This is a genomic window from Streptomyces sp. LZ34, assembly GCF_053890475.1.
Genome location: NZ_CM132680.1, coordinates 3,219,511 through 3,239,247, shown reverse-complemented (window position 1 = coordinate 3,239,247; position 19,737 = coordinate 3,219,511). Strand labels below are relative to the sequence as shown.

At 72.1% G+C, this 19,737-nt stretch carries 17 protein-coding genes and 1 pseudogene; 13 read left to right on the top strand and 5 right to left on the bottom strand.

Features of this window, described 5'->3' with window-relative positions:
* Nucleotides 1-14 precede the first annotated feature (14 nt).
* On the top strand, nucleotides 15-674 hold the full coding sequence (locus ACWY4P_RS12240) for a HEAT repeat domain-containing protein (RefSeq protein ID WP_456210562.1): 660 nt from the start codon (nucleotides 15-17) through the stop codon (nucleotides 672-674).
* An 87-nt stretch (nucleotides 675-761) separates the two neighbouring features.
* On the opposite strand, the gene ACWY4P_RS12235 is transcribed toward ACWY4P_RS12240, so the two are convergent.
* Nucleotides 762-1,298, bottom strand: coding sequence for an N-acetyltransferase family protein (locus ACWY4P_RS12235; protein ID WP_456210561.1), 537 nt, complete (start codon nucleotides 1,296-1,298; stop codon nucleotides 762-764).
* A 58-nt stretch (nucleotides 1,299-1,356) separates the two neighbouring features.
* Between ACWY4P_RS12235 and ACWY4P_RS12230 the strand changes: the two genes are divergently transcribed.
* On the top strand, nucleotides 1,357-2,175 hold the full coding sequence (locus ACWY4P_RS12230; protein ID WP_456210560.1) for an SDR family NAD(P)-dependent oxidoreductase: 819 nt from the start codon (nucleotides 1,357-1,359) through the stop codon (nucleotides 2,173-2,175).
* A gap of 70 nt (nucleotides 2,176-2,245) precedes the next feature.
* Nucleotides 2,246-2,602 (top strand): MerR family transcriptional regulator, encoded by a 357-nt coding sequence (locus ACWY4P_RS12225; protein ID WP_456210559.1) that lies wholly within the window; start codon nucleotides 2,246-2,248, stop codon nucleotides 2,600-2,602.
* Between the two features lie 37 nt (nucleotides 2,603-2,639).
* Here the strand turns inward: ACWY4P_RS12225 and ACWY4P_RS12220 are convergent, their stop codons facing one another.
* The 3 genes and pseudogenes from ACWY4P_RS12220 to ACWY4P_RS12210 form a co-directional block, all read right to left on the bottom strand.
* Nucleotides 2,640-3,680: an Rv2578c family radical SAM protein gene (locus ACWY4P_RS12220; RefSeq protein WP_456210558.1), complete on the bottom strand. Its 1,041-nt coding sequence runs from the start codon at nucleotides 3,678-3,680 to the stop codon at nucleotides 2,640-2,642.
* A gap of 271 nt (nucleotides 3,681-3,951) precedes the next feature.
* Nucleotides 3,952-4,161: pseudogene (locus ACWY4P_RS12215) on the bottom strand (carboxylesterase family protein); the annotation flags it as partial.
* A gap of 125 nt (nucleotides 4,162-4,286) precedes the next feature.
* Complete coding sequence (locus ACWY4P_RS12210) at nucleotides 4,287-5,729, bottom strand: MFS transporter (protein WP_456210557.1); 1,443 nt, start codon at nucleotides 5,727-5,729, stop codon at nucleotides 4,287-4,289.
* A 215-nt stretch (nucleotides 5,730-5,944) separates the two neighbouring features.
* On the opposite strand from ACWY4P_RS12210, the gene ACWY4P_RS12205 reads away from it, so the two are divergent.
* From ACWY4P_RS12205 to ACWY4P_RS12180, 6 genes are all read left to right on the top strand, one after another.
* Nucleotides 5,945-6,523, top strand: a complete 579-nt coding sequence (locus ACWY4P_RS12205) for a TetR/AcrR family transcriptional regulator (protein ID WP_456210556.1) — start codon at nucleotides 5,945-5,947, stop codon at nucleotides 6,521-6,523.
* A gap of 119 nt (nucleotides 6,524-6,642) precedes the next feature.
* Nucleotides 6,643-7,092: an SRPBCC family protein gene (locus tag ACWY4P_RS12200; protein WP_456210555.1), complete on the top strand. Its 450-nt coding sequence runs from the start codon at nucleotides 6,643-6,645 to the stop codon at nucleotides 7,090-7,092.
* Nucleotides 7,093-7,295: 203 nt separating this feature from the next.
* On the top strand, nucleotides 7,296-9,866 hold the full coding sequence (locus tag ACWY4P_RS12195) for an MFS transporter (RefSeq protein WP_456210554.1): 2,571 nt from the start codon (nucleotides 7,296-7,298) through the stop codon (nucleotides 9,864-9,866).
* Nucleotides 9,867-9,963: 97 nt separating this feature from the next.
* Nucleotides 9,964-10,917, top strand: a complete 954-nt coding sequence (locus ACWY4P_RS12190; protein WP_456210553.1) for a hypothetical protein — start codon at nucleotides 9,964-9,966, stop codon at nucleotides 10,915-10,917.
* A 101-nt stretch (nucleotides 10,918-11,018) separates the two neighbouring features.
* Entirely contained in the window at nucleotides 11,019-13,580 is a 2,562-nt protein-coding gene (locus ACWY4P_RS12185) for an ATP-binding SpoIIE family protein phosphatase (RefSeq protein ID WP_456210552.1), read from the top strand.
* Between the two features lie 94 nt (nucleotides 13,581-13,674).
* Nucleotides 13,675-14,412, top strand: coding sequence for a class I SAM-dependent methyltransferase (locus tag ACWY4P_RS12180; protein ID WP_456210551.1), 738 nt, complete (start codon nucleotides 13,675-13,677; stop codon nucleotides 14,410-14,412).
* Here the strand turns inward: ACWY4P_RS12180 and ACWY4P_RS12175 are convergent.
* A complete protein-coding gene (locus tag ACWY4P_RS12175) occupies nucleotides 14,309-16,084 on the bottom strand; it encodes a glycosyltransferase (protein ID WP_456210550.1) in 1,776 nt (591 codons plus the stop codon). The two genes, ACWY4P_RS12180 and ACWY4P_RS12175, sit on opposite strands and share 104 nt — an antisense overlap.
* A 126-nt stretch (nucleotides 16,085-16,210) precedes the next feature.
* Here ACWY4P_RS12175 and ACWY4P_RS12170 point away from each other — a divergent pair, with 126 nt between their 5' ends.
* The 4 genes from ACWY4P_RS12170 (at nucleotide 16,211) to ACWY4P_RS12155 (ending at nucleotide 19,732) form a co-directional block, all read left to right on the top strand.
* Nucleotides 16,211-16,888, top strand: coding sequence for a response regulator transcription factor (locus tag ACWY4P_RS12170; RefSeq protein WP_456212896.1), 678 nt, complete (start codon nucleotides 16,211-16,213; stop codon nucleotides 16,886-16,888).
* Entirely contained in the window at nucleotides 16,878-18,152 is a 1,275-nt protein-coding gene (locus tag ACWY4P_RS12165; protein ID WP_456210549.1) for a sensor histidine kinase, read from the top strand. Before ACWY4P_RS12170 ends, ACWY4P_RS12165 begins: the two co-directional genes overlap by 11 nt.
* Nucleotides 18,153-18,282: 130 nt before the next feature.
* Nucleotides 18,283-18,597 carry a hypothetical protein gene (locus ACWY4P_RS12160; RefSeq protein WP_456210548.1) on the top strand — a complete coding sequence of 105 codons (315 nt, stop codon included), beginning with the start codon at nucleotides 18,283-18,285 and terminating at the stop codon, nucleotides 18,595-18,597.
* A gap of 4 nt (nucleotides 18,598-18,601) precedes the next feature.
* Nucleotides 18,602-19,732, top strand: coding sequence for a hypothetical protein (locus ACWY4P_RS12155; protein WP_456210547.1), 1,131 nt, complete (start codon nucleotides 18,602-18,604; stop codon nucleotides 19,730-19,732).
* Nucleotides 19,733-19,737 lie beyond the last annotated feature (5 nt).

The following is a 19,737-nucleotide window of genomic DNA, read 5'->3' as shown; positions in this document are numbered from 1 at the left end:
GGGGAGACCACGACATGGACGAAGAATTCCGCGTGCTGACCGACCGGGTGCGGGCCTCGCTCTCGTCCCCGGAGGAGACCAGGGCGCACGCCGCGCTGCTCGCTCTCGTACGGCAGGGCAGCCCCGCCGCCCGCGAACAGCTCGCCCGCATCCTCGTCGCGCCCGAGCAGCCGCTGTGGGCGCGGGAGACCGCCGCGTTCGTGCTCGGCAGCGCGGGCGACCGGCGCGCCTTCGAGACCCTCGTCCTCCTCCTCAACTACCGCGAACCGGCCCGCTGCGCGACCGCCGCCCGCGTCCTGGCCCGCCTCGGCGACCCACGCACCGCCCGCGCCGCGGCCGCCCTGGCCACCAACCCGCTGCGCACCGCGTACTCCCTCCACCCCATCCGGCTGCTCGTCGAACTGCGCGCCCCCGAGTCCGTCCCGGCCCTCGTCGCCGCCCTGGAACGCCAACTGGGCGCGCGGGACCGCCACTGGCTGATCGCCCGCGCCTGCGTCGAGGGCCTCGGCGCGATCGGTGACGAGCGCGCCGTCCCCGCTCTCACCTCCGCCGCCCGCCACCCCCGCCTGAGCGCGGCAGCGGCGGCGGCGCTGGCGCGCATCAGCGGCGGGGGCGGCGGCCTCGCCCCACGCCGCCCCGCCCCGGACAAGCCGGGCCGGGCGCGGGTGCGTTGACGCGTGGCGGTGGGCGGTCGGCCCGGCCCGCGGGCCCGCCGCCCCCGCCGCTGATATGCCACTGATACGCCGCAGGGGGCCGGGGCCTCAGACGGTTATGGGGGCGAGCGCCCGTGCGTAGCGGAGCTCGGGGACGGGGACGCCGTCCACCTCGTAGTCCTCTTGGCCGCCGTCCGGGGCGAACCCCGCGCGCTCGTAGAAGCGCCGGGCGTGGGCGTTGCCCTCCAGGACCCACAGCCGCAGGAGCGGGAAGCCGCGTTCGGCGGCGCGGCTGACGGACTCCGCCATCAAGGCGTGCCCGATGCCGTCGCCGACCAGCTCGGGGCGTACGTAGATCGCGTACAGCTCCGCGTCCCCCGAGGGCAGATCACGGTCCCGGTACGGGCCGAAACACGCCCAGCCGACCACCTCGCCGGCCGCGCTCTCGGCCACGAGGTTGACGACGTCGCCCACGCCTCTGGAGAAGAACTCCCGGCGACGCTCCGCGTCCTTCTCGACGCTCATGCCGTCCAGGTGCGTCTGCGGTACCAGCCCCCGGTAGGCCGCCTGCCACCCGCGCACCCGCACCGCCGCCACGGCCTCGATGTCCGCCTCCGTCATGTCCCTCACACGTACGCCGTTCATCCGTCCACCGTAGGCCGCTTGACCCTGCCATTGGCGGCAGGCTCGCAGGATCCCTGCCATGGACCACAGCAGCGACATGAACACCAAGACCACCGACCCGTTCAAGGGCTTTGACGGCTTTGACGGCTTTGACGGCTTCGACGGCAAGGTCGCCCTCGTCACCGGCGCGGGCACCGGGATCGGCCGGGCCACCGCCCGGGCGCTCGCCGGACAGGGGGCGCGGGTGGTGGCGGTCGGGCGGCGGCCCGGGCCGCTGGCCGAGACCGCGGCGGGCCACCCGCGGATTCAGCCCCTCCCGGCCGACATCACCGCGGAGGGCGGCGCCGAGGACATCGTGCGGCGCGTGACCGAGGCGCACGGCCGACTCGACGTGCTGGTCAACAACGCCGCGATCGTGCGCTCCGCGCCGCTGGGCGACATCACCCGCGAGGCGGCCACCCCGCTGCTGGCGACCAATCTCCTGGCGCCCGTCCTGCTGACGGGGGCGGCGCTCGGCCCGCTGGAGGAGACCCGCGGCGTGGTGGTGAACGTCAGCACCTCCATCGGCCAGCGGGCCTGGCCGGGCAACTCCCTCTACGCGGCGACGAAGGCGGCCCTCGAAACGCTGACCCGCAGCTGGGCGGTGGAGGTGGCGCCGCGCGGGGTGCGGGTGGTGGCCGTCGCGCCCGGCGCGATCGAGACGCCGATCGGGGAGCACCAGGGGCTGACGCCCGAGCAGCGCGTCAAGGTACGGGCCTGGCAGCTGGCCCACACCCCGCTGGGGCGGATCGGGCGGCCGGAGGAGGTGGCGTGGGCGATCGTCCAACTGGCCTCGCCCGGGGCGTCGTTCGTGACGGGCGTCGTCCTGCCGGTGGACGGCGGGGCGGTGGTCGGCTGAGCGCGGCTTCCGCGGCGCGTTCCGCGGCGCCCCGCGCGGCTGGTAGAAACGGGCACCGGAGGTGGGACCGGTGCGGATCGGGGAACTGGCGAAGGCCACGGGCGTTACGCCGCGCGCGCTGCGCCACTACGAGCAGGCGGGGCTGATCACGTCCTCGCGCGAGCACAACGGGTACCGCGACTACGACGAGCGCGCCGCCGTCCGCGTCCGCAACATCCGCCAGCTGCTCGCCGTGGGCCTCACGCTGGACGACGTCCGCTGCTTCCTGCCGTGCCTGGACGGCGACATGACGAGCGCGCGGCCCGCCGCCGAGGGACTCAGGATCGCCCGCGAACGGCTCGCCGTCCTCGACGCGCGCATCGCCGCCCAGACCGAGGCCCGCGACCGGCTGGCGGCCGCCCTGAGCGGGGTGGACACGCCCGCATAACGCCCCCGCACCCGGCGCGCGGACGTGCCGTAGGCGCTCACAGCAGTGTCAGCTGGTCGGGCGCGGCGGTCGTGGCCGGGGCGTCCGGCACACCGGCCGCGTCCGGGACGCCCCGGTGGGCGCCCGCGCGGTACGGGCCGATGCCGTACTCGTCGGCGAACTCGTGGACCATCCCGGTGATCCGCCGCTGATACCACCGGGGCGCGTACGTCCCGCCGCCGTACAGCGCCTCGTACCGGCGCACCAGGTGCGGGTGGTGGCGGGCGAGCCAGGCCGTGAACCACTCACGGGCGCCGGGCCGCAGATGCAGCACGAGTGGCGTCACGGAGGTGGCCCCGGCCGCGGCGACGGCCCGTACGGTCGCGCGCAACTGCTCGGGGGAGTCGCCGAGGAAGGGGATCACCGGGGCCATCAGCACCCCGCACGGGATGCCGTGGTCGGTCAGCGTGCGCACCGCCTCCAGCCTGCGCTGGGGCGAGGGCGTGCCCGGCTCGACGGTGCGCCACAGCTCGGGGTCGGTGAAGCCGACCGAGACGGAGACGCCGATGTCGGTGACGCGGGACGCGCGCCGCAGCAGCTCCAGGTCGCGCAGGATCAGGGTGCCCTTGGTGAGGATGGAGAAGGGGTTGGCGCGTTCGGCCAGGGCGGTGAGGATGCCGGGCATCAGCCGGTAGCGGCCTTCGGCCCGCTGGTAGCAGTCGACGTTGGTGCCCATGGCGATGTGCTCGCCGCGCCAGCGGCCGGAGGCCAGCTCGCGGCGGAGCAGCTCGGGGGCGTTGATCTTCACCACGATCTGGGTGTCGAAGCCGAGCCCGGTGTCGAGGTCGAGATAGCTGTGCGTCTTGCGCGCGAAGCAGTAGACGCAGGCGTGGCTGCAGCCGCGGTACGGGTTCACCGTCCATTCGAACGGCATCCGGGAGGCGCCGGGCACCCGGTTGACGATCGAGCGGGCGCGGATCTCGTGGAAGGTGATCCCGCGGAACTCGGGGGTGTCGAAGGTGCGGGTGGTCACCGTGTCCGCCGCGAAGAGGGCGGGCGCGGACGCCCCGTCGCCGTCGGTCAGGTTGTCCCAGCGCATGGCATGCACCTCCGGGGTCTCGCTCGTCCCCAGAATTAGAACACATGTTTCATTCGCGGGCACCCCCGCGGCCCGGTCGGGCGGTGATGGTGGAGGAGGAACTCGGGCGGCGGCCGACGCTACCGGCTGATCAGCGGCAGCACGGGGAAGGTGTGGCTCTCCCAGATCAGGCGGGAGGGCTCTTCCGGGTAGGCCGTGACAGCCGGCCGGGCGTCGAAGAGCTGAACGAGGCGTTGACCGGGGTCGTACGCGGGCCAGCCGGGGTCGCCGTGGGCGGCGGGCCGTACGCGACGGCCTCCCGGACCCCGCTCCAGCCCCGTATCGGGCGCGGCGCGGCGAATCGCAACGCGCCGACCGGGGGCTCGGCGAACGGGATGCCACGGAAGACCGCCACCCCCGACTCCCGGCTGCCGCGCAGCCCCCCGGCCGCCGCGCGGACTTCGGGCCGGGACCCGGACGGCTCGGAATCGGCAACGGTCATCACAACTTCCCCTCCGGACGGAGAAGGGTCGCGGTGGCCCCCGACCCCGCGAATCATCCGCCGTATCCGGATGCCGCGCCAGCGATTTACGGATGGCTCGGACGGTGGGAAGCGATGGCACGAGCTCAGGCTTCAGGGACACGGGACAGCACGGCCTGCGCCGGGCCGCCGGCGGCGCGGAGGGAGCCGGTCGTGTGGCGTGCGCGGCGCGCCGGGACGAGCAGGGCCGCGAGGGCGGCGGCGAGGCAGAGGAAGGTCAGCAGGGCGAAGCCGTGGGTGTAGCCGGATTCGTACGGCAGGCCGGAGGGCTGGAGGCGGCTGGTGACCAGCACGCTGGTGACCGAGGCGCCGATGGAGCCGCCGATGGTGCGGATGTTGGCGTTCATGCCGGTCGCGGCGCCGGTCTGCTCGGCGGGGACGCTGCCCACGATGAGGTTGGCCATCGAGGCGAAGGCCAGGCCGATGCCGAGGCCGAAGATTCCGGCGACGAACGCCACCTGCCACTGCCGGTCGTGCCACAGGGTGAGGAAGCCGCAGGCGACGGCGCCGAGCGCGGCGCCCGTCACCAGCAGCCGCTTCGCGCCGAGGCGCGGCTCGAGACGGCCGCTGAGCACGCCCGCGCCGAACATGGCGATCAGCATGGGGAGCATCAGCAGCCCGGCTCCGGTGACGTCGGCGCCGAAGCCGTATCCCGCGGCGGACGGGGTCTGCGCGAAGCCGGGGAGGAAGGACCAGATGGCGTACATGCCCGCGCCGAACAGCAGCGCCGCGGCGTTGGTGGTCCACACGGCGGGCAGCCGCATGACGCGCAGGTCGATCAGCGGGTTGGCGGAGCGGGCCTCGGCCAGCAGCCACAGGGCGAACAGCAGCGCGGCGGCCGCGAAGAGCGTGATCACGCGGGCCGATCCCCAGCCCCAGACCGCCCCCTGGCTGAGCGGCAGCAGCAGCGCGACCAGCCAGCCCGAGAGCAGCAGGGCGCCGGCCCAGTTGACGTGCCCGGCGGCGCGGGTGGGGGATTCGGGGATGAAGCGCAGGGCGATCAGCGCGGTGGCGGCGACGACGCCGACGGGCAGCCAGAACAGCCAGCGGTAGTCGAGCGCGGCGACGATGGGCCCGGCGGCGACCACGCCGACGCCGCCCCCCGCGGCGATCACCGCCGAGAGGTTGCTGATGCTGGGGCTCACCTTCTCGGCGGCGAACTCGTCGCGGATGATGCCGAAGGAGAGCGGGAAGAGCGCGCCGCCGATGCCCTGGATCGCCCGGGCGACGATGAGGACGCCGATCGTGGGCGCGAGCGCCGCGAGCAGGCAGCCGACCGTCAGTGCGCCGAGGACCGCGACCAGAGTGCGCTTCTTGCCGATCAGATCGCCGACGCGGCCGAGGATCGGGGTGAAGATCGAGGCGGAGAGCAGATACGCGGTCATCACCCAGGTCGCGGTGGACTGCGAGGTGTGCAGGGCGTGCTGCACGGTCGGCAGGGCCGGGGCGATCAGCGACTGGAGCATGGAGAACACGCCGGCGCCTGTCGCGAGGACCGCGAAGGTGAGGCGGGCGGAGTTGCGGGGCATGGAAACCTCTCCGGATGGGGCAGGGGACGGGCCGGCGCGCGCCGGGGCGCGGCTGACCAGGGGCGCGGGCACGGTGGAGCGGCGGGCGCACGAGGGTGCGCGGCCGATGGTGCACGGCCCCGAAACTGGTAAAGTGGAGGTGTACCTCCACTCTAGCGGAGGCGAACCTCCACTTTCAACCGACTGCCTCGAACCGTTTCCACCCGGAGGCCCCCGTGACCGTCCCGCAGCTCCCCGTCGACGAGATCGTCGAGGCCCAGCGCCCGCACCGCCGGGACGCCGCGCGCAACTACGACGCGCTGCTCTCCGCCGCGCGCGAGGTCTTCGCCGAGAGCGGCGCGGAGGCGCCGCTGGAGGACATCGCCCGCCGCGCGGGGGTGGGCATCGCCACGCTCTACCGGAACTTCCCCACCCGCCGCCATCTCTTCGAGAGCGTCTACGCGGACGAGGTCGCCGCGCTCTGCCGGGTGGCCGAGGAGGTCGCCGCGCTGGAGCCCTGGGAGGCGCTGGCCTCGTGGCTGCGCCGGTTCGTCGGCTACAGCGTCACCAAGCGGGCGATCCGCGAGGCCATGGACGGCGAGTCGGACATCTTCCAGGCCTGCCGCGAGTCGATGTACCGGGCGGGCGGCCCGCTCTTCGACCGGGCACGGCAGGCCGGCCAGGCCCGCACCGATATGGACTTCGACGACCTGCTGCGGATGGTGGCCGGGATCACCGCGACCAACTTCCTCGACGACGCCCAGCGCGACCGCGTCCTCGGCGTGGCGCTCGATGGCGTCCGCGCCCCGCGCTGAGCCGGTGGCCGCCTGGCCGAGGGTGCTCGTCAATTGTGCAAAGTCCCAGCAAAAATGGTTGGCTTGCCGCAGTCGAGGGCGCCGCAGGCCGGGGCGCCGGGAACGAGCGGAGGAGAGCAATGGGCCAGGTCGAGGCCACCACCGAGCGGATCGTCGCGGGCAGCCCCGAGGACGTGTTCGACGCGCTGGCCGACTACAGCGGCACGCGCGGCGGGGTGCTCCCGGAGCAGTTCAGCGAGTACGAGGTGCGCGAGGGCGGCGACGGTGAGGGCACGCTGGTCCACTGGAAGCTCCAGGCCACCAGCAAGCGGGTGCGTGACTGTCTGCTCGAGGTGACCGAGCCGACCGACGGGCAGCTGGTCGAGAAGGACCGCAACTCCTCGATGGTCACCACCTGGACCGTGACCCCGGCGGGCGAGGGTCAGGCGCGGGTGGTCGTCACCTCGACCTGGCAGGGCGCGGGCGGCATCGGCGGCTTCTTCGAGCGGACCTTCGCACCCAAGGGCCTGGCCCGGATCTACGACGCGCTGCTCGCCAACCTCGCCACCGAGGTCGCGAAGCAGAAGTAGTCGCGAAGCAGAAGTAACCGAAGGCTCACCGGATCGGGTGGTTTTCTCCGCGGCGCGATGAGCCGCCGCACACCCTCCGACCGGGGCGAAAGCCTTTCACGTCCCTCTCCCCACCGGTCAGCGGCGATTCGTCGCGCTTGCTCACAGTTGTCGCGTAATGCGAGAAATGGGCGGCGGTGCAGGCGCGACGAGGGGAGAAGGACGTGGGCGGGATCACCTGGACCCCCCTGGCCAAGGGGGGCGAGCCGGGGCGCGCCGCCGCTCCCGTACCCGGCTGGGCCCGGACGACGCAAGAAGCGGCCCAGCAGGCCCAGCAGGCGCAACAAGCCCAGCAGGCGGCCCAGCAGGCCCAGCAGGCGCAAGAGGCGGCGCGGCAGACGGCGCACGAGGCCGCCCGGGAGACACCGGGCCCCGGTGCGGCGGGCGGTGGCGCTCCGGCCGGGCTCAGCCCGGCCCGGGTCCGGATGGTCTTCTTCGGGCTGGTGCTCACGCTGCTGCTGGCGGCCCTCGACCAGACCATCGTGGCCACCGCCCTGCCGAAGGTGGTCGGTGAACTGCACGGCCTGGACAAGATGTCCTGGACCGTCACCGCCTATCTCCTCGCCTCGACCATCGTGCTCCCGGTCTACGGCAAGCTGGGCGACCTCATGGGGCGCAAGAGCGTCTTCCTCGTCGCCATCGCCGTCTTCGTGGCCGGCTCCGCGCTCGCGGGCTGGTCCCGCACGATGGAGGAGCTGATCGCCTTCCGGGCGGTCCAGGGCGTGGGCGCCGGAGGCCTGATGATCGGCATCCAGGCGATCATGGCGGACATCGTCCCGGCCCGCGAGCGCGGCCGCTACATGGGGCTCATCGGCGCCTCGTTCGGCCTCGCGTCGGTCGCCGGGCCGCTGCTCGGCGGCTTCTTCACCGACCATCTGTCCTGGCGCTGGTGCTTCTACGTCAATGTGCCCTTCGGCCTGGTCACCCTGGCCGTCGTGGCTGTCGCGCTCAAGCTCCCCAGGCCGACCCGACAGGCGCGCTTCGACTACCTGGGCGCGCTGCTCCTGGCCGTGTCCTCGACCTGCCTGGTGCTGCTGACGAGTTGGGGCGGCACCGAGTACCCGTGGAAGTCCCGCGTCATCCTCGGGCTCGCGCTCGGGGCGCTGGGCAGCGCGATCCTCTTCGTCGTCGTCGAGTCCGTGGCGCTGGAACCGATCATGCCGCTGCGGCTGTTCCGCGACTCGGTCTTCTGCGTCACCGGGCTCATCGGCGCGGTCCTCGGCGTGGCGCTCTTCGGGGCCGCCAGCTATCTGCCCACCTTTCTCCAGATGGTCGACGGCGTCAGCGCCACCGAGTCGGGGCTGTTGCTGCTGCCCATGATGGGCGGCATGGTCGTGGCCTCCGTCGCCGCGGGCCAGCTCATCAGCGCCACCGGCCGGTACCGGATCTTCCCCGTCCTCGGCGGCGCGCTCTCCGCCGTCGGCATGTGGCTGCTCTCCCGGCTGGACGAAGACACCTCCCGCCAGGACTACAGCCTGTGGATGGGGATCCTCGGGCTCGGCATGGGGCTGGTCCTCCCGGTGCTGGTCCTCGCCGTCCAGAACTCCGTACGCCCCGCCGACATCGGCTCCGCCACCAGCGCCAACAACTACTTCCGGCAGATGGGCGGCAGCGTCGGCGCGGCCGTCTTCGGCACCCTCTTCGCCCACCGCCTCGCCGACCGGCTCGTGGTCGAACTCCCCGCAGCCGGCTCGGATCCGGGGGCGTCCGCCTCCGGGATCTCCGACCCCGAGTCGGTCACCCCGCAACTGGTGCACTCGATGCCCAGTGCGCTGCGCGACGGCTACATCGCGGCGTACGCCGACGCCATGCCGCGGATCTTCCTCTATCTCGTGCCGGTGCTCGTCCTGGGCTTCCTGCTCGCCTTCCTGCTGAAGGAGAAACCTCTGGTGTCCCACACCGACTTTGCCGTCCAGCAAGACCCCGTCGTCCCGGCCGCGCGCACCGTGCCCCGGACCGCCCCGGCACCCACCACCGCCGGCATCCCGGTCTGCGGCACCGTCCAGCACCACGACGGCACCACGGTCCCACGGGCGGCGCTCACCCTCATCGACGTCGCGGGACGCCAGATCGGGCGCGGGGCCACCGGGGAGGACGGACGGTACGCGCTGAGCACGCCGGGCGCCGGCTCGTACGTCCTGATCGCCGCGGCCGGCGGCCATCAGCCGCGGGCGGTCAGCGTCACGGTCGGCGACCGCCCGGTCGACCTGGATGTCGTGCTCGGCGGCGCGGGGCGGCTGGCCGGGACCGTGCGCACCGCGGACGGCGCGCCGGTGCGGGACGCGATGGTCACCCTCACCGATGTGCGCGGCGAGGTCGTCGCCACCACCCGCAGCGGGCTCGACGGCGGCTATGTGATCGCGGAGTTGGTGGCGGGCGAGTACACCCTCGCCTCCAGCGCCCCCGCCTTCCGCCCCGCCGCGCTGCCGGTCACCGTCCAGGCCGCCCGCGAGACCCGGCAGGACATCGAGCTCGCGGGCGGCGCGGTGCTGCGCGGCGTGGTGCGGGCGGGCGGCGGACGGCTCGTCGAGGACGCGCGCGTCACGCTGCTGGACGCGGCCGGCAACGTCGTCGACACGGCGACCACCACGGTGGACGGCGCCTTCCGCTTCGTCGACCTCTCGGCGGGCGAGTACACGGTGATCGCGGCCGGCTACCCGCCGATCGCCACGGTCCTTCAGATCGCGGGCGGCGGCCGCACCGAGCGTGACCTGCAACTCGGCCACGAGGACTGAGCGCTCCGGGGCACGCGGGCAGTTGGTTTTCGTGCCTTAGACTTCCCCGCCACTGGCGAGAACGCGTCGTCGAACGCACGGGTGAAGAGGAGTCATCATGGCAACGGGGGGATGGGGTCCGCCGAACGGCCCCGGGCAGGGAGGAAACCGCTGGGGACCGCAGCCCCCGGCACCCGATCCGTACGGGCCGCCGCCGACGCCCGATCCGTACGGACCGCCGACGCCGAACCCCTACGGGCCGCCCCCGCCGCCACCGCCCGGGCCCTACCGGCCGGCGCCCACGGGTCGGCGCTGGTACCGGCGGGTGCCCTTCCTCTCCTTCCTCGTCCCCCTGCTCCGCCTGTCGCACCGGCCCGCGCGGAAACTGTTCGACCAGGACGGCGGCGGACGCGTCCACGACCCCGTGGTGGACCGCGTCCAGATCGCCCGGACGGTGCTCGGCGTCCTCGCGACGCTGGCGCTCTACTACATGTACGGGTCGGACGACGGCCTGAAGGACCAGGCCAGCGAGAGCGCCGCCCAGCTCCTCCTGACCCCGATCCTGCTCCTCATCGCCGGACCGGTGGTCATCGCCCTCTTCATCCGTTACGCGCCCCCGGAGCGGCGGCGATTGCTGCGCTCCCGGCTCAGCGTCCCGGCGAAGACCGTCGGCTGGTACGTCCTGACCGTGGCCGCCCTCGCCGCCACGGCGTGGGCGATCTCGGCCAACCCCGAGGTGCTGGAAGGGCTGCACGGGGTGTGGCTGTTCGTGGCCGCGGTCCCGGCGCTCTGGTTCGTGCTGTGGCTGCTGCCGTTCTTGTTCATGGCCTCGGCCTATGTAGCCCGCTCCGCCTTCAACACCGCCTATGTGCACGCCGCGCTGCCGGCCGTGATCACCGTGGTGATGGTGTGGATCATCGCAGTCTTGAACGCGACCGGGAGCGGTATGCCGGGCGGGCCGCTGTGGGCCCAGTTCTGCTCCCTGTTCGGCGGCCCGCTGTCGGTGACCGGGGTCTCCCTGTGGGAGCTGCGCCGACTGCGCACGCGCCACGGCGTGACCATACGCGGCTGAGAGATCCCCCTATTCGGGTATTGCGGCGCGCGGCGCCCCGCGGCGGTCGTACCGTGGGTAGCAGGGGAGCAGATCTTGCCTGGCTAAGGAGTCTTCCGGCTATGGACCGTGGCACGTCGCGCGGCGACGATGAGCTGGGCGGGGTGCCACGGGTGCCGGTGCAGCGAGGTGGCGGGTCCGGGAGGATGCCGCTCGCGGTGGTGGTCGTCGACGGCGACGGGCTGGTGACGCACTGGAGTTCGGGTGCGCGCAGGCTCTTCGGGCGGAGCCGGGAGGAGGCCGTGGGCTGCCGGGCCGTCGATCTGATGCCGGTTTCGGGCGCGCTCGGCGGGGCGGACTGGGAGGGCGGGGAGCGCGGGCCGGGCCTGGACGCCCCGCTGGGCGGGGCGGCGCCCTACCCCACCGCCGGGCGGGCCCGGATGGCGGATCGGGAGGACGGCCCGGTCGATGTGCTGTGGTGGGCCTATCCGCTGGTCGGGCCGGGGCCGGAGCGGCTGCTCGTGCTCGCGGCCGACGCGTCGGGGCCGGCCGAGGCGGAGCGCGCGGCCGGTGGGGAGCGGGAGCGGTTCTCGCCCGGCTTCGCGCTGCACACCGAGTTCCCCGGCGCGGACCGGCTCGCCGGGCGGCTGCCGGACATCCTGCCCAACATGGGCCCGGTCAGGGCCGGCCGGATCGTCGCGCAGATGCTTGAACTCGGCTATCCGGTAATGGAGATCAGCAGGCACGAGCGGGTGCCGGTGACCCCGGACTGGGGCATGCCCCGCTATCGCGAGCGTCAGGCGCGGCAGGCGCGGCAGGAGCGTCAGGAGGCAGCACGGCGCGCGGCGTCCGCCGGGGGCGCGCGGGAAGCGTCGCACGCCCCCGGTGTGCCGTACGCACCCGAAGACGCGTACGCATCTGAAGACCCGTACGCGCCCGAAGGCCTCGACCTGGAGTACGCCGCCGTCCGCGAGCGCCTGGAATTCCTCAACGAGGTCAGCGGGCGCATCGGCACCTCGCTCGACCTCGCCCGCACCATCCGTGAGGTCACCAGCGCCGCCGTGCCCCGCTTCGCCGACTTCGCAGGGACGCATCTGCGCGCCCAGGTGCTGGCCGGCGAGGGATTCCCCGACGGCCCGCCCGACGTCACCACCGTCTGGCACCGGGTGTGGGTCGAGCACAACGACGAACCGGGCCGCTGGGACGACACCGTGCCGGTCGGGGAGACCATCGCGTTCCCCGAACACACGCCGTTCTTCCAGTGCATGGTCACCGGCGACCCCGTGCTGATCACCTACATCGACGACGCGTTGGGCGACCGGATCGCCGGGCAGTTCGAGAAGCGGGACCTGCGCCCGCTGATCAACGGGCGGTCCCTGCTGATCGTGCCGCTCAAGGCGCGTGACGTGGTGCTGGGCTTCATGGTGCTGATGCGCCGCGCCGGACGGGAGCGGTTCCACGACATGGACCGTACGACGGGCGCCGAACTCGCCGCCCGCGCGGGCCTGGTGCTCGACAACTCCCGGATGTACACCTACCAGGAGAACGTCGCCGAGACGCTCCAGGACAGCATGCTGCCCCAGATCACCCCGCGCATGGCCGGATGCGACACCGCCACCCGCTATCTACCGGGCACCCGGCTCGGCCGGGTCGGCGGCGACTGGTTCGACTGCGTCAAACTGTCCGGCTCGCGCGCCGCCCTCGTCGTCGGCGACGTCATGGGACACGGGCTCAACGCGGCCGCGATGATGGGCCAGTTACGCACCGCCGTACAGACCATGGCGGCCCTCGACCTGCCGCCCGCCCAGCTGCTGCGCAACCTGGACGACCTGGCACAGCGGCTCGGCGAGCACTACCTCGCCACCTGCCTCTACGCGGTCTACGACCCCATCCGCTCCGAGCTGCTGATCTCCAACGCGGGCCATATCCCACCCGTGTTGGTGCGCGCCGAGGACGGCCGCAGCGAACTGCTCGACCTGCCGACCGGGGCGCCCATCGGGGTCGGCGGGGTGCCCTTCGAGACGGCCAGGATACGGGTGGCGCCCGGCGACCGCCTGGTGCTGTGCACGGACGGCCTGGTCGAGGTGCGCGGTCAGGACATAGGCGCCGGGCTCGCGGCGCTGTGCGAGTCCGCCGCACACCCGGCGGCGTCGATGGACGAGGCATGCGACACCATCATCCGAGCCCTCAACACCCGGGGCGGCCGCAAGGACGACGTGGCGCTGCTGATGGCCCGGCTGAACGGCATACCGGCGGGGGACGTGGCGCAGTGGCGGCTCGCGCTGGAGGAACGCGAAGTGGGCCGGGCGCGGCGGCTGGTGCGGGAGCGGCTGCTCCAATGGGGGCTTCCGGAGGCCGTGGAGACCGCGGAGCTGCTGGTCAGCGAGGTGGTGACCAATGCGATACGGCACGCCCACACCCACCATGTCGTGCTGCGCCTGGTCCGTACGGAGGCGCTGCTGTGGGAGGTCTTCGACGACGACCACGAACTGCCGACGCTGCTGAGCGCGGGCCGCGACGACGAGACGGGGCGCGGGCTGCGGGTGGTCGGCGGCCTGGCGCGGGAGTGGGGCAGCAGCCGGTCGGCGGACGGCAAGACCGTCTGGTTCGAGCAGACCCTTTCCGGTCCTCCTCGCCCTCCCCGCCCTCCCCACCCGGCGCGCGCGGGCGCGAAAATCGCGTGAAGGAAAGCGCCGGGCCCTTGCCCGGGCCCCGGGAGCGGCGATAGTCACCTGGAGCGTACGGGCGGAGGGAGGCCACTACTACGGGGAGCGGCGGATGAGCGTGTCGGAGCGCTACCGGCAGGCGTGGGAGAGCTACTGGCAGAACACCTCGGACGCGCCGGGGGAGGCCATCTGGGACGCCGACCCGTCGCTGGCCGCGGCCCCGCACCTGGACCTGCTGGCCCCGCACGCCGACACCGCCCTGCCGATCGCCGACCTCGGCTGCGGCAACGGCACCCAGACCCGCTATCTGGCCTCCCACTTCCCCCGCGCCATCGGCGTGGACCTGTCACGGGCCGCCATCGAACACGCGCAACGCGCCGATACGGCGAAGGCGGCGGAGTTCGAGCAGCTCAACCTGACCGACGCCGCGCGCGTACGCGAACTCCACGAGCGGCTCGGCGACGCCAACGTGTACATGCGCGCCGTCATCCACCAGAGCGACCCGCCGGACCGGCGGCCGGTCGCCGAGGCGGTGGCCACCCTGCTGGGGCGGCGCGGGCGGGCGTTCGTGGCCGAGCTGACCGAGGAGTCCAAGGCCGTGCTACGGGACGCCGCGCGGGGCCCGAGCGGTCCGCCGCCGAAGCTGCGCCGGGTGTTCGACCACGGCCTGCGCCCCGCCGACGCGCACACCGCGGAGGTGCCGGAGCTGCTGCGCGAGGCGGGACTGACGGTGCTGGCCCACGGGCTCACGACGCTGCCCCAGACCGAGTACCGGGCGGACGGGACGCGGATCGACCTGCCGGCGCAGTGGTTCGTGGTCGCCCCGGGTGGCGTTCGGCCTGCAACGTGATGACGGTGGCCGTGCCGAGGGAGCCTTCGGTGGGAATCGTGCGGGTCGTGGTGGCACGCCCGCCGATGAGGTGGCGCAAGGACGCCGGGCCGGGCTGAAGCCGACCCCGTTCGAAGAGGATGAGGCTCACCTCGACTCCGGAGGCCGGTGCCATCCGCCGGTACTGGCCGAAGGTGACCGCGTCGCAGCCGGAGTACCAGCCGAGGTCGGGCTCGTAGCCGGTGACCAGCAGGCAGGGCCGGTCACCGGAGAGCTGCCGTGCCACGGCGAGGGTCGAGACACGTTGGGCGGTCGGGCCCGGCATCGCGGCGTGCGCCACGTACTGGGCGGTCGCCGGCACGGTGACGGCGGCCAGCGCGGCGACGGCGGCGAGCACGGTCGCGGACCAGCGGCCGGCCGACTCGGCGAGGGTCTGTACCCCGAGCACGGTCAGCAGGACGACCGGCAGATAGACGAAGCGCGGCTCGCCGTCCGTGGCCACCCCCAGCACGACGAAGGTGAGGACCGCGGACATGCCGAGAAAGACACGGCGCCGATCGTGGGGCCGCCGCTGCTGCTGTCGGCGGCGCCGGACCGCGGCGCCCAGGCCGCAGAGCCCCGCGGCCATGACGACGGCGCCGAGGTCGCCTGCCAGCCGGTACGGGAAGACGGCCAGGTAGTAGACGAGACCGTCGCCCACGTAGGCCCGGCCGGCCTGCGCGGTCGCGGAGAGGATCAGGCCGAGCGGGCTGCCGGTGACCTCGGTGGCGTAGACGAAGTGCGGTATGAGCCCGGCGAGGAAGACGCCCGCGCACAGGGCCAGTCGGCGGCCCTGGGCCAGCCAGGCCCGGGGGCCGTACGCGAGGACGGCGGCGACGACGACGGCCGCGAGGGTGCCCACCACGCCGTACCGCAGATAGAAGGCGGCGAGCGCCGCGAAGGGCAGCAGCGCCAGCGCTCGTGAACCGGGCTTCTCCTGGGCGCGGACGAGCAGATAGACCACGATCAGGAGCAGGCCCGTGGCGCCGATGTCGTTGAGGAACAGCGGGACGCGGCGCAGGAAGCCCAGTCCGCTGAGGAGCAGAAGCGCCACCACCACGGCCCGTCGGGGAGTGGTCAGCCGAGCGGCGACCAAATACGTCGTGGTGAGGGTGAACAGGGTCAGGAGCAGCGCGACCACGCGCAGCGCCCCCACGCCGTCGTACACGGCCAGGGCGATCCGGCCGAGCGCGGGGAGCCCCACCGGGCGGTAGGTGCCCCAGCCCGCGTCCGGGGTGCCGTCAAGCCAGGAGCGGGCCTTGTTGCCGTACACCGCCTCCTCGTGGCCGATCAGCGGCTCGTGGTCCTGAAGAGCGGCCCATACGGCGGCGGCCAGGGCCAGCACCCCGACGGCGCCCGCCCACGCGGGTATTCGCCTCAGCCGGTCGACAGCTCGTACGACCACGGGCGGTGGATGGTGCACCGCCCGCGGGGTCCTTCGGGCGAGCAGCCACGCCGGGGCGGCGACCAGCAGCCAGGGCCAGGGCTGCCCGCCGGCGACGCCCACCGCGTGCAGCACCTGCTGCACGACGGCGGCGAGCGTCGTCACGACCGCCACGGCCAGAGCCACCCACCGGCCCCGCGGCGTCCTGACTTCTCCGGAGGTGTCCGGGGCGCCGGGCACCGGGGCGGGGCTGATGCGGGTGATGGTCACAGGTCACCTCGAGGGCCGAAGGGCAGCAGGGAAGGGCCCGATGCTCACCCGGAGCTGCTGAGACGACGCTGAAGGATCCTGAAGACCTCTTCAGGGGCAGCGGGAACGGCTGTGGATACTGAGGCGGTGCGGCTACTGGTGGTGGAAGACGAGGAAGGGCTCGCGGTCGCCCTGAAAAGGGGCCTGGAAGCGGCCGGATACGCGGTGGACGTGGCCCATGACGGCCTGGTCGGCCTGTACATGGCGCGCCAGAACCCGTATCAGGCGATCGTGCTCGACATCATGCTGCCCGGCCTGAACGGATACCGGGTCTGCGCCAGGCTGCGGGCGGAGGACATCGAGACGCCCATCCTGATGCTGACGGCCAAGAACGGCGAGTACGACGAGGCCGAGGCGCTGGACACCGGCGCCGACGACTTCCTGGCCAAGCCCTTCTCGTATGTGGTGCTCGAGGCCCGGCTGCGGGCCCTGCTCCGCCGGGGAGGCGCCCGGACCCGCACCGTGCTGCGCATCGGCGATCTGTGGGTCGACCCCGCCAACCGGTCCAGCGGCCGCGGCGACGTCCAGATCAGACTGACCGCCAAGGAGTTCGCGGTGCTCGAATGCCTGGCGCGGCGGGCCGGTGAAGTCGTCCCCAAGATAGATATCGTGGATCAGGTCTGGTCGGCGGATTTCGAAGGCGATCTGAACATCGTCGAGGTGTATGTGAGCGCCCTGCGCCGAAAGATCGACACGCCCTTCGGCTGCGCGTCGATCGAAACGGTCCGGGGCATCGGCTACCGCATGACCGGCCATGGCGTCTGAAGCGCCGAACACCCGGGTGGCACGCCCCTGGCGCAAGGCGGTCGCGCCGCACATACGCGCCGCCGTCCGGGCCGGACTCACCGTGGCCTGGTTGCTCATCGCGGCCGCCGTGTGTCTCCCGAACGTGGATGTCCTGGAGCTGGTACGGAGGCCCGAGGTCGAGGGCCCGGCCGTCATGCTGATCCTCGGAGCCACGGTGTGGGCGTTCGCGCGGCCCGCCCGACAGGCTCTCTCCCTGCGGCTGCGCGTCGCGCTCGTGGTCGGCGCCGCCACGGCCCTCCTCTTCGCCGCCGAACTCTGGTGGTCGGTCCAGACCGGCGGATCCGCGTTCGGCTACCTGGCCGGTCTCGGATGGGGCCTGGCGTTCTGGGGACCCCTCGCCGTCGTGATCCTCGCCGTCACCGCGTGGATGGCGGCGGACCGGGCGCTGCGCCCGGTCGAGGCCATCCGCCGGGAACTCGAGGACATCACGGCCCGGTCGCTTGGCCGTCGGGTGCCGGTCTCGTCCTCGGGCTCGGCCGATGAAATCGCCCGGCTCGCACGCACCATCAATACGACCCTGGACCGGCTGGAGCGGTCGGCCGAACTCCAGCAGCGCTTTGTCGCCGACGCCTCCCACGAGCTGCGCAGCCCCCTCGCCGGGCTCCGGGCCTCCCTGGAATCCTCACTGACGCACCCGGACGGCGTCGACTGGGAGGCCCGCGTACGCGACGCCCTCCGGGACATCGTGCGGCTTCAGAACCTCAGCCACGACCTCTTGCTGTTGGCCCAGTTGGAGGGCGGCGCGCCCGCCGCCGACACGAGGGTGAACCTCACCGACCTCGCCCACGACTTGGCGGTGGAACACCGTCATCTGCGCCACCCCCGACCGCTCGACATCCGCTGTGTCGCCGACGACCCGCCGGTCTGGGTCCGTGGCAGCGACGTCCAGCTCGAACGGCTGCTGCGCAATCTGCTGGGCAACGCCTGCCGTTACGCCCGCACCACGGTCGAGGTCGCGGTCGGTGCAGAGTGCCACGAGGGCGGGGACACCGTCGTGTTCGAGGTCCGCGACGACGGCCCCGGAATCCCCGCGGCGGACCGGGAGCGGGTCTTCAAACGGTTCAGCCGACTGGAGGACGCCCGCACCCGAAAGTCCGGCGGAGCCGGGCTCGGCCTGGCCATCGCCCGCGAGATCGCGGTCCGCCATGGTGGCACCCTCCACTTCGCGGACACGGCGCACGGGACGTGTGCCGTCGGGCGGCTGCCGTCCATTGCACGGTAGGTCAAGAGCTGTGCGCTGGGCATCAATGACATTCCGGCCCTCTAGTGACAAAGTTGCCGCTTACCTGCGCCCCGGTATGCGGCTCGGAAAGGCGGCACGGGGAAATTATTGAGGCAAGGAGGCCAGGGTAGTGACTGCCCCGAAGCAGGTCGCATACGACTTCAACGCCGCGGAAGCGCTGAGCAAAGGGCTCGCCCTGTTCCACGACAAAATAAAAGCGCTCGCAGAGCTGCGCGCAGGGCAACGCGCGGCGCAGTTCAATCAGTTCACGAGGGAATGGCGAGGCGGGAAGCGTCAGAAGTTCGAATCCGAGTTCAATGCCCAGCAGGCCGCATTGGGCAGACTTGGCCAGGAAGTACTCGGTATCAAAGCCAAGGTCGACCATGCGACCTCGCAGGCGGAAAAGGCCCGTGCGGCCCTCCTCAAGAATCCCGAAGGGAACTGAGCGCATGGGTGAAGCATCTGCGGTTCCGCAAAATCTCTATAATTATTCTGATAAGACGACCGGTGCCGTCCGGGATCTGAAGGGGTGGATTACCGGTGTGTTGTCTCCGGCGATCTCGTCCTACCAGGCGGGCGCGAAGGACTTCGGAAACGACATCAGCAATCTGACCATCGCGCGGGGAGGACCCAGCGGAGGCGCTGTGGACGGCGAGGTGCTCAATAACCTCGGAGCGATTGTGGCCACCGACACCGAGGTGAAGGCTGTTGGCAAGGCATTCGAAGTGGCGGGGGGCGGCGGCGGGGCGAAAGTAACCAACCCGGGCTTGCTGCCTTCACTCGGGTTCGTCGTCACGACGGATGACAGAATCAACCAGGCGCGCCAACTGGCCGACGTATACGATAAATACTTCGGCGCGATACCTCCGATGTCGTCACGGACAACGACATGGGTCCGCCCGCTGAGCGGCAATCATGGGGTCATCCTCGGCAGGTTCTTCATCCCGTACAAAACGGGGGCATTCGGCGTACTGGAGGGCGACAATCGCTCATTCTCGGCTAATGTGAACGCTCCGTACCGTGTAGCCTTCGCGTGGGATACGGCCACCGGAAAGATCACCTACACCGTCACCCCGTCGGTGGAGATCATCCCGGGTCGGATGGTGGGAAAGACATACATACCGCCCTCGACAAAGGTAATTCCGGCAAAGGATATCGGTAATGGCTTCTGGGAGAACAAGGTCAAGGTTTACCTGGACAACAACGGCTCTCTCCAGGTGAAGTACAAGGGTATCAACAGCAAAATGCCAGTTTTTGCCGTGAACGGGGACATCGGAATCAAGTTGAACGATTCGGGTGGCTCCCAGGTCAAGCTCGAGGGTGATGCGTACCCGAACTTCGAGCTGCTTCAGTATCGTGCGGGTCACCCGCCCCAGTTCCTGGCGCAGTCGAAAACCCGGGAGAACCCGGGGAATTCTATCGAGCCCGGCCTGAACTCGACGCCTCATTGGCCGGCTGGTCAACGGGAAGAGGCGTGGGACAACGGGAAACGCGTACCGTTCGACAGTTCTCCTATTGAGACTCCGAATACGCATATATGGAGGGAGCCGGGGCCGCCCCCGCAGCGAACAGTTTCATAAGCCAT

Coding starts and splice junctions, on each gene's coding strand:
- ACWY4P_RS12240 (WP_456210562.1), top strand. CDS start 15: ATGGACGAAGAATTCCGCGTGCTGACCGACCGGGTGCGGGCCTCGCTC.
- ACWY4P_RS12235 (WP_456210561.1), bottom strand. CDS start 1,298: ATGAACGGCGTACGTGTGAGGGACATGACGGAGGCGGACATCGAGGCC.
- ACWY4P_RS12230 (WP_456210560.1), top strand. CDS start 1,357: ATGGACCACAGCAGCGACATGAACACCAAGACCACCGACCCGTTCAAG.
- ACWY4P_RS12220 (WP_456210558.1), bottom strand. CDS start 3,680: ATGCGCTGGGACAACCTGACCGACGGCGACGGGGCGTCCGCGCCCGCC.
- ACWY4P_RS12210 (WP_456210557.1), bottom strand. CDS start 5,729: ATGCCCCGCAACTCCGCCCGCCTCACCTTCGCGGTCCTCGCGACAGGC.
- ACWY4P_RS12200 (WP_456210555.1), top strand. CDS start 6,643: ATGGGCCAGGTCGAGGCCACCACCGAGCGGATCGTCGCGGGCAGCCCC.
- ACWY4P_RS12190 (WP_456210553.1), top strand. CDS start 9,964: ATGGCAACGGGGGGATGGGGTCCGCCGAACGGCCCCGGGCAGGGAGGA.
- ACWY4P_RS12185 (WP_456210552.1), top strand. CDS start 11,019: ATGGACCGTGGCACGTCGCGCGGCGACGATGAGCTGGGCGGGGTGCCA.
- ACWY4P_RS12180 (WP_456210551.1), top strand. CDS start 13,675: ATGAGCGTGTCGGAGCGCTACCGGCAGGCGTGGGAGAGCTACTGGCAG.
- ACWY4P_RS12165 (WP_456210549.1), top strand. CDS start 16,878: ATGGCGTCTGAAGCGCCGAACACCCGGGTGGCACGCCCCTGGCGCAAG.
- ACWY4P_RS12155 (WP_456210547.1), top strand. CDS start 18,602: ATGGGTGAAGCATCTGCGGTTCCGCAAAATCTCTATAATTATTCTGAT.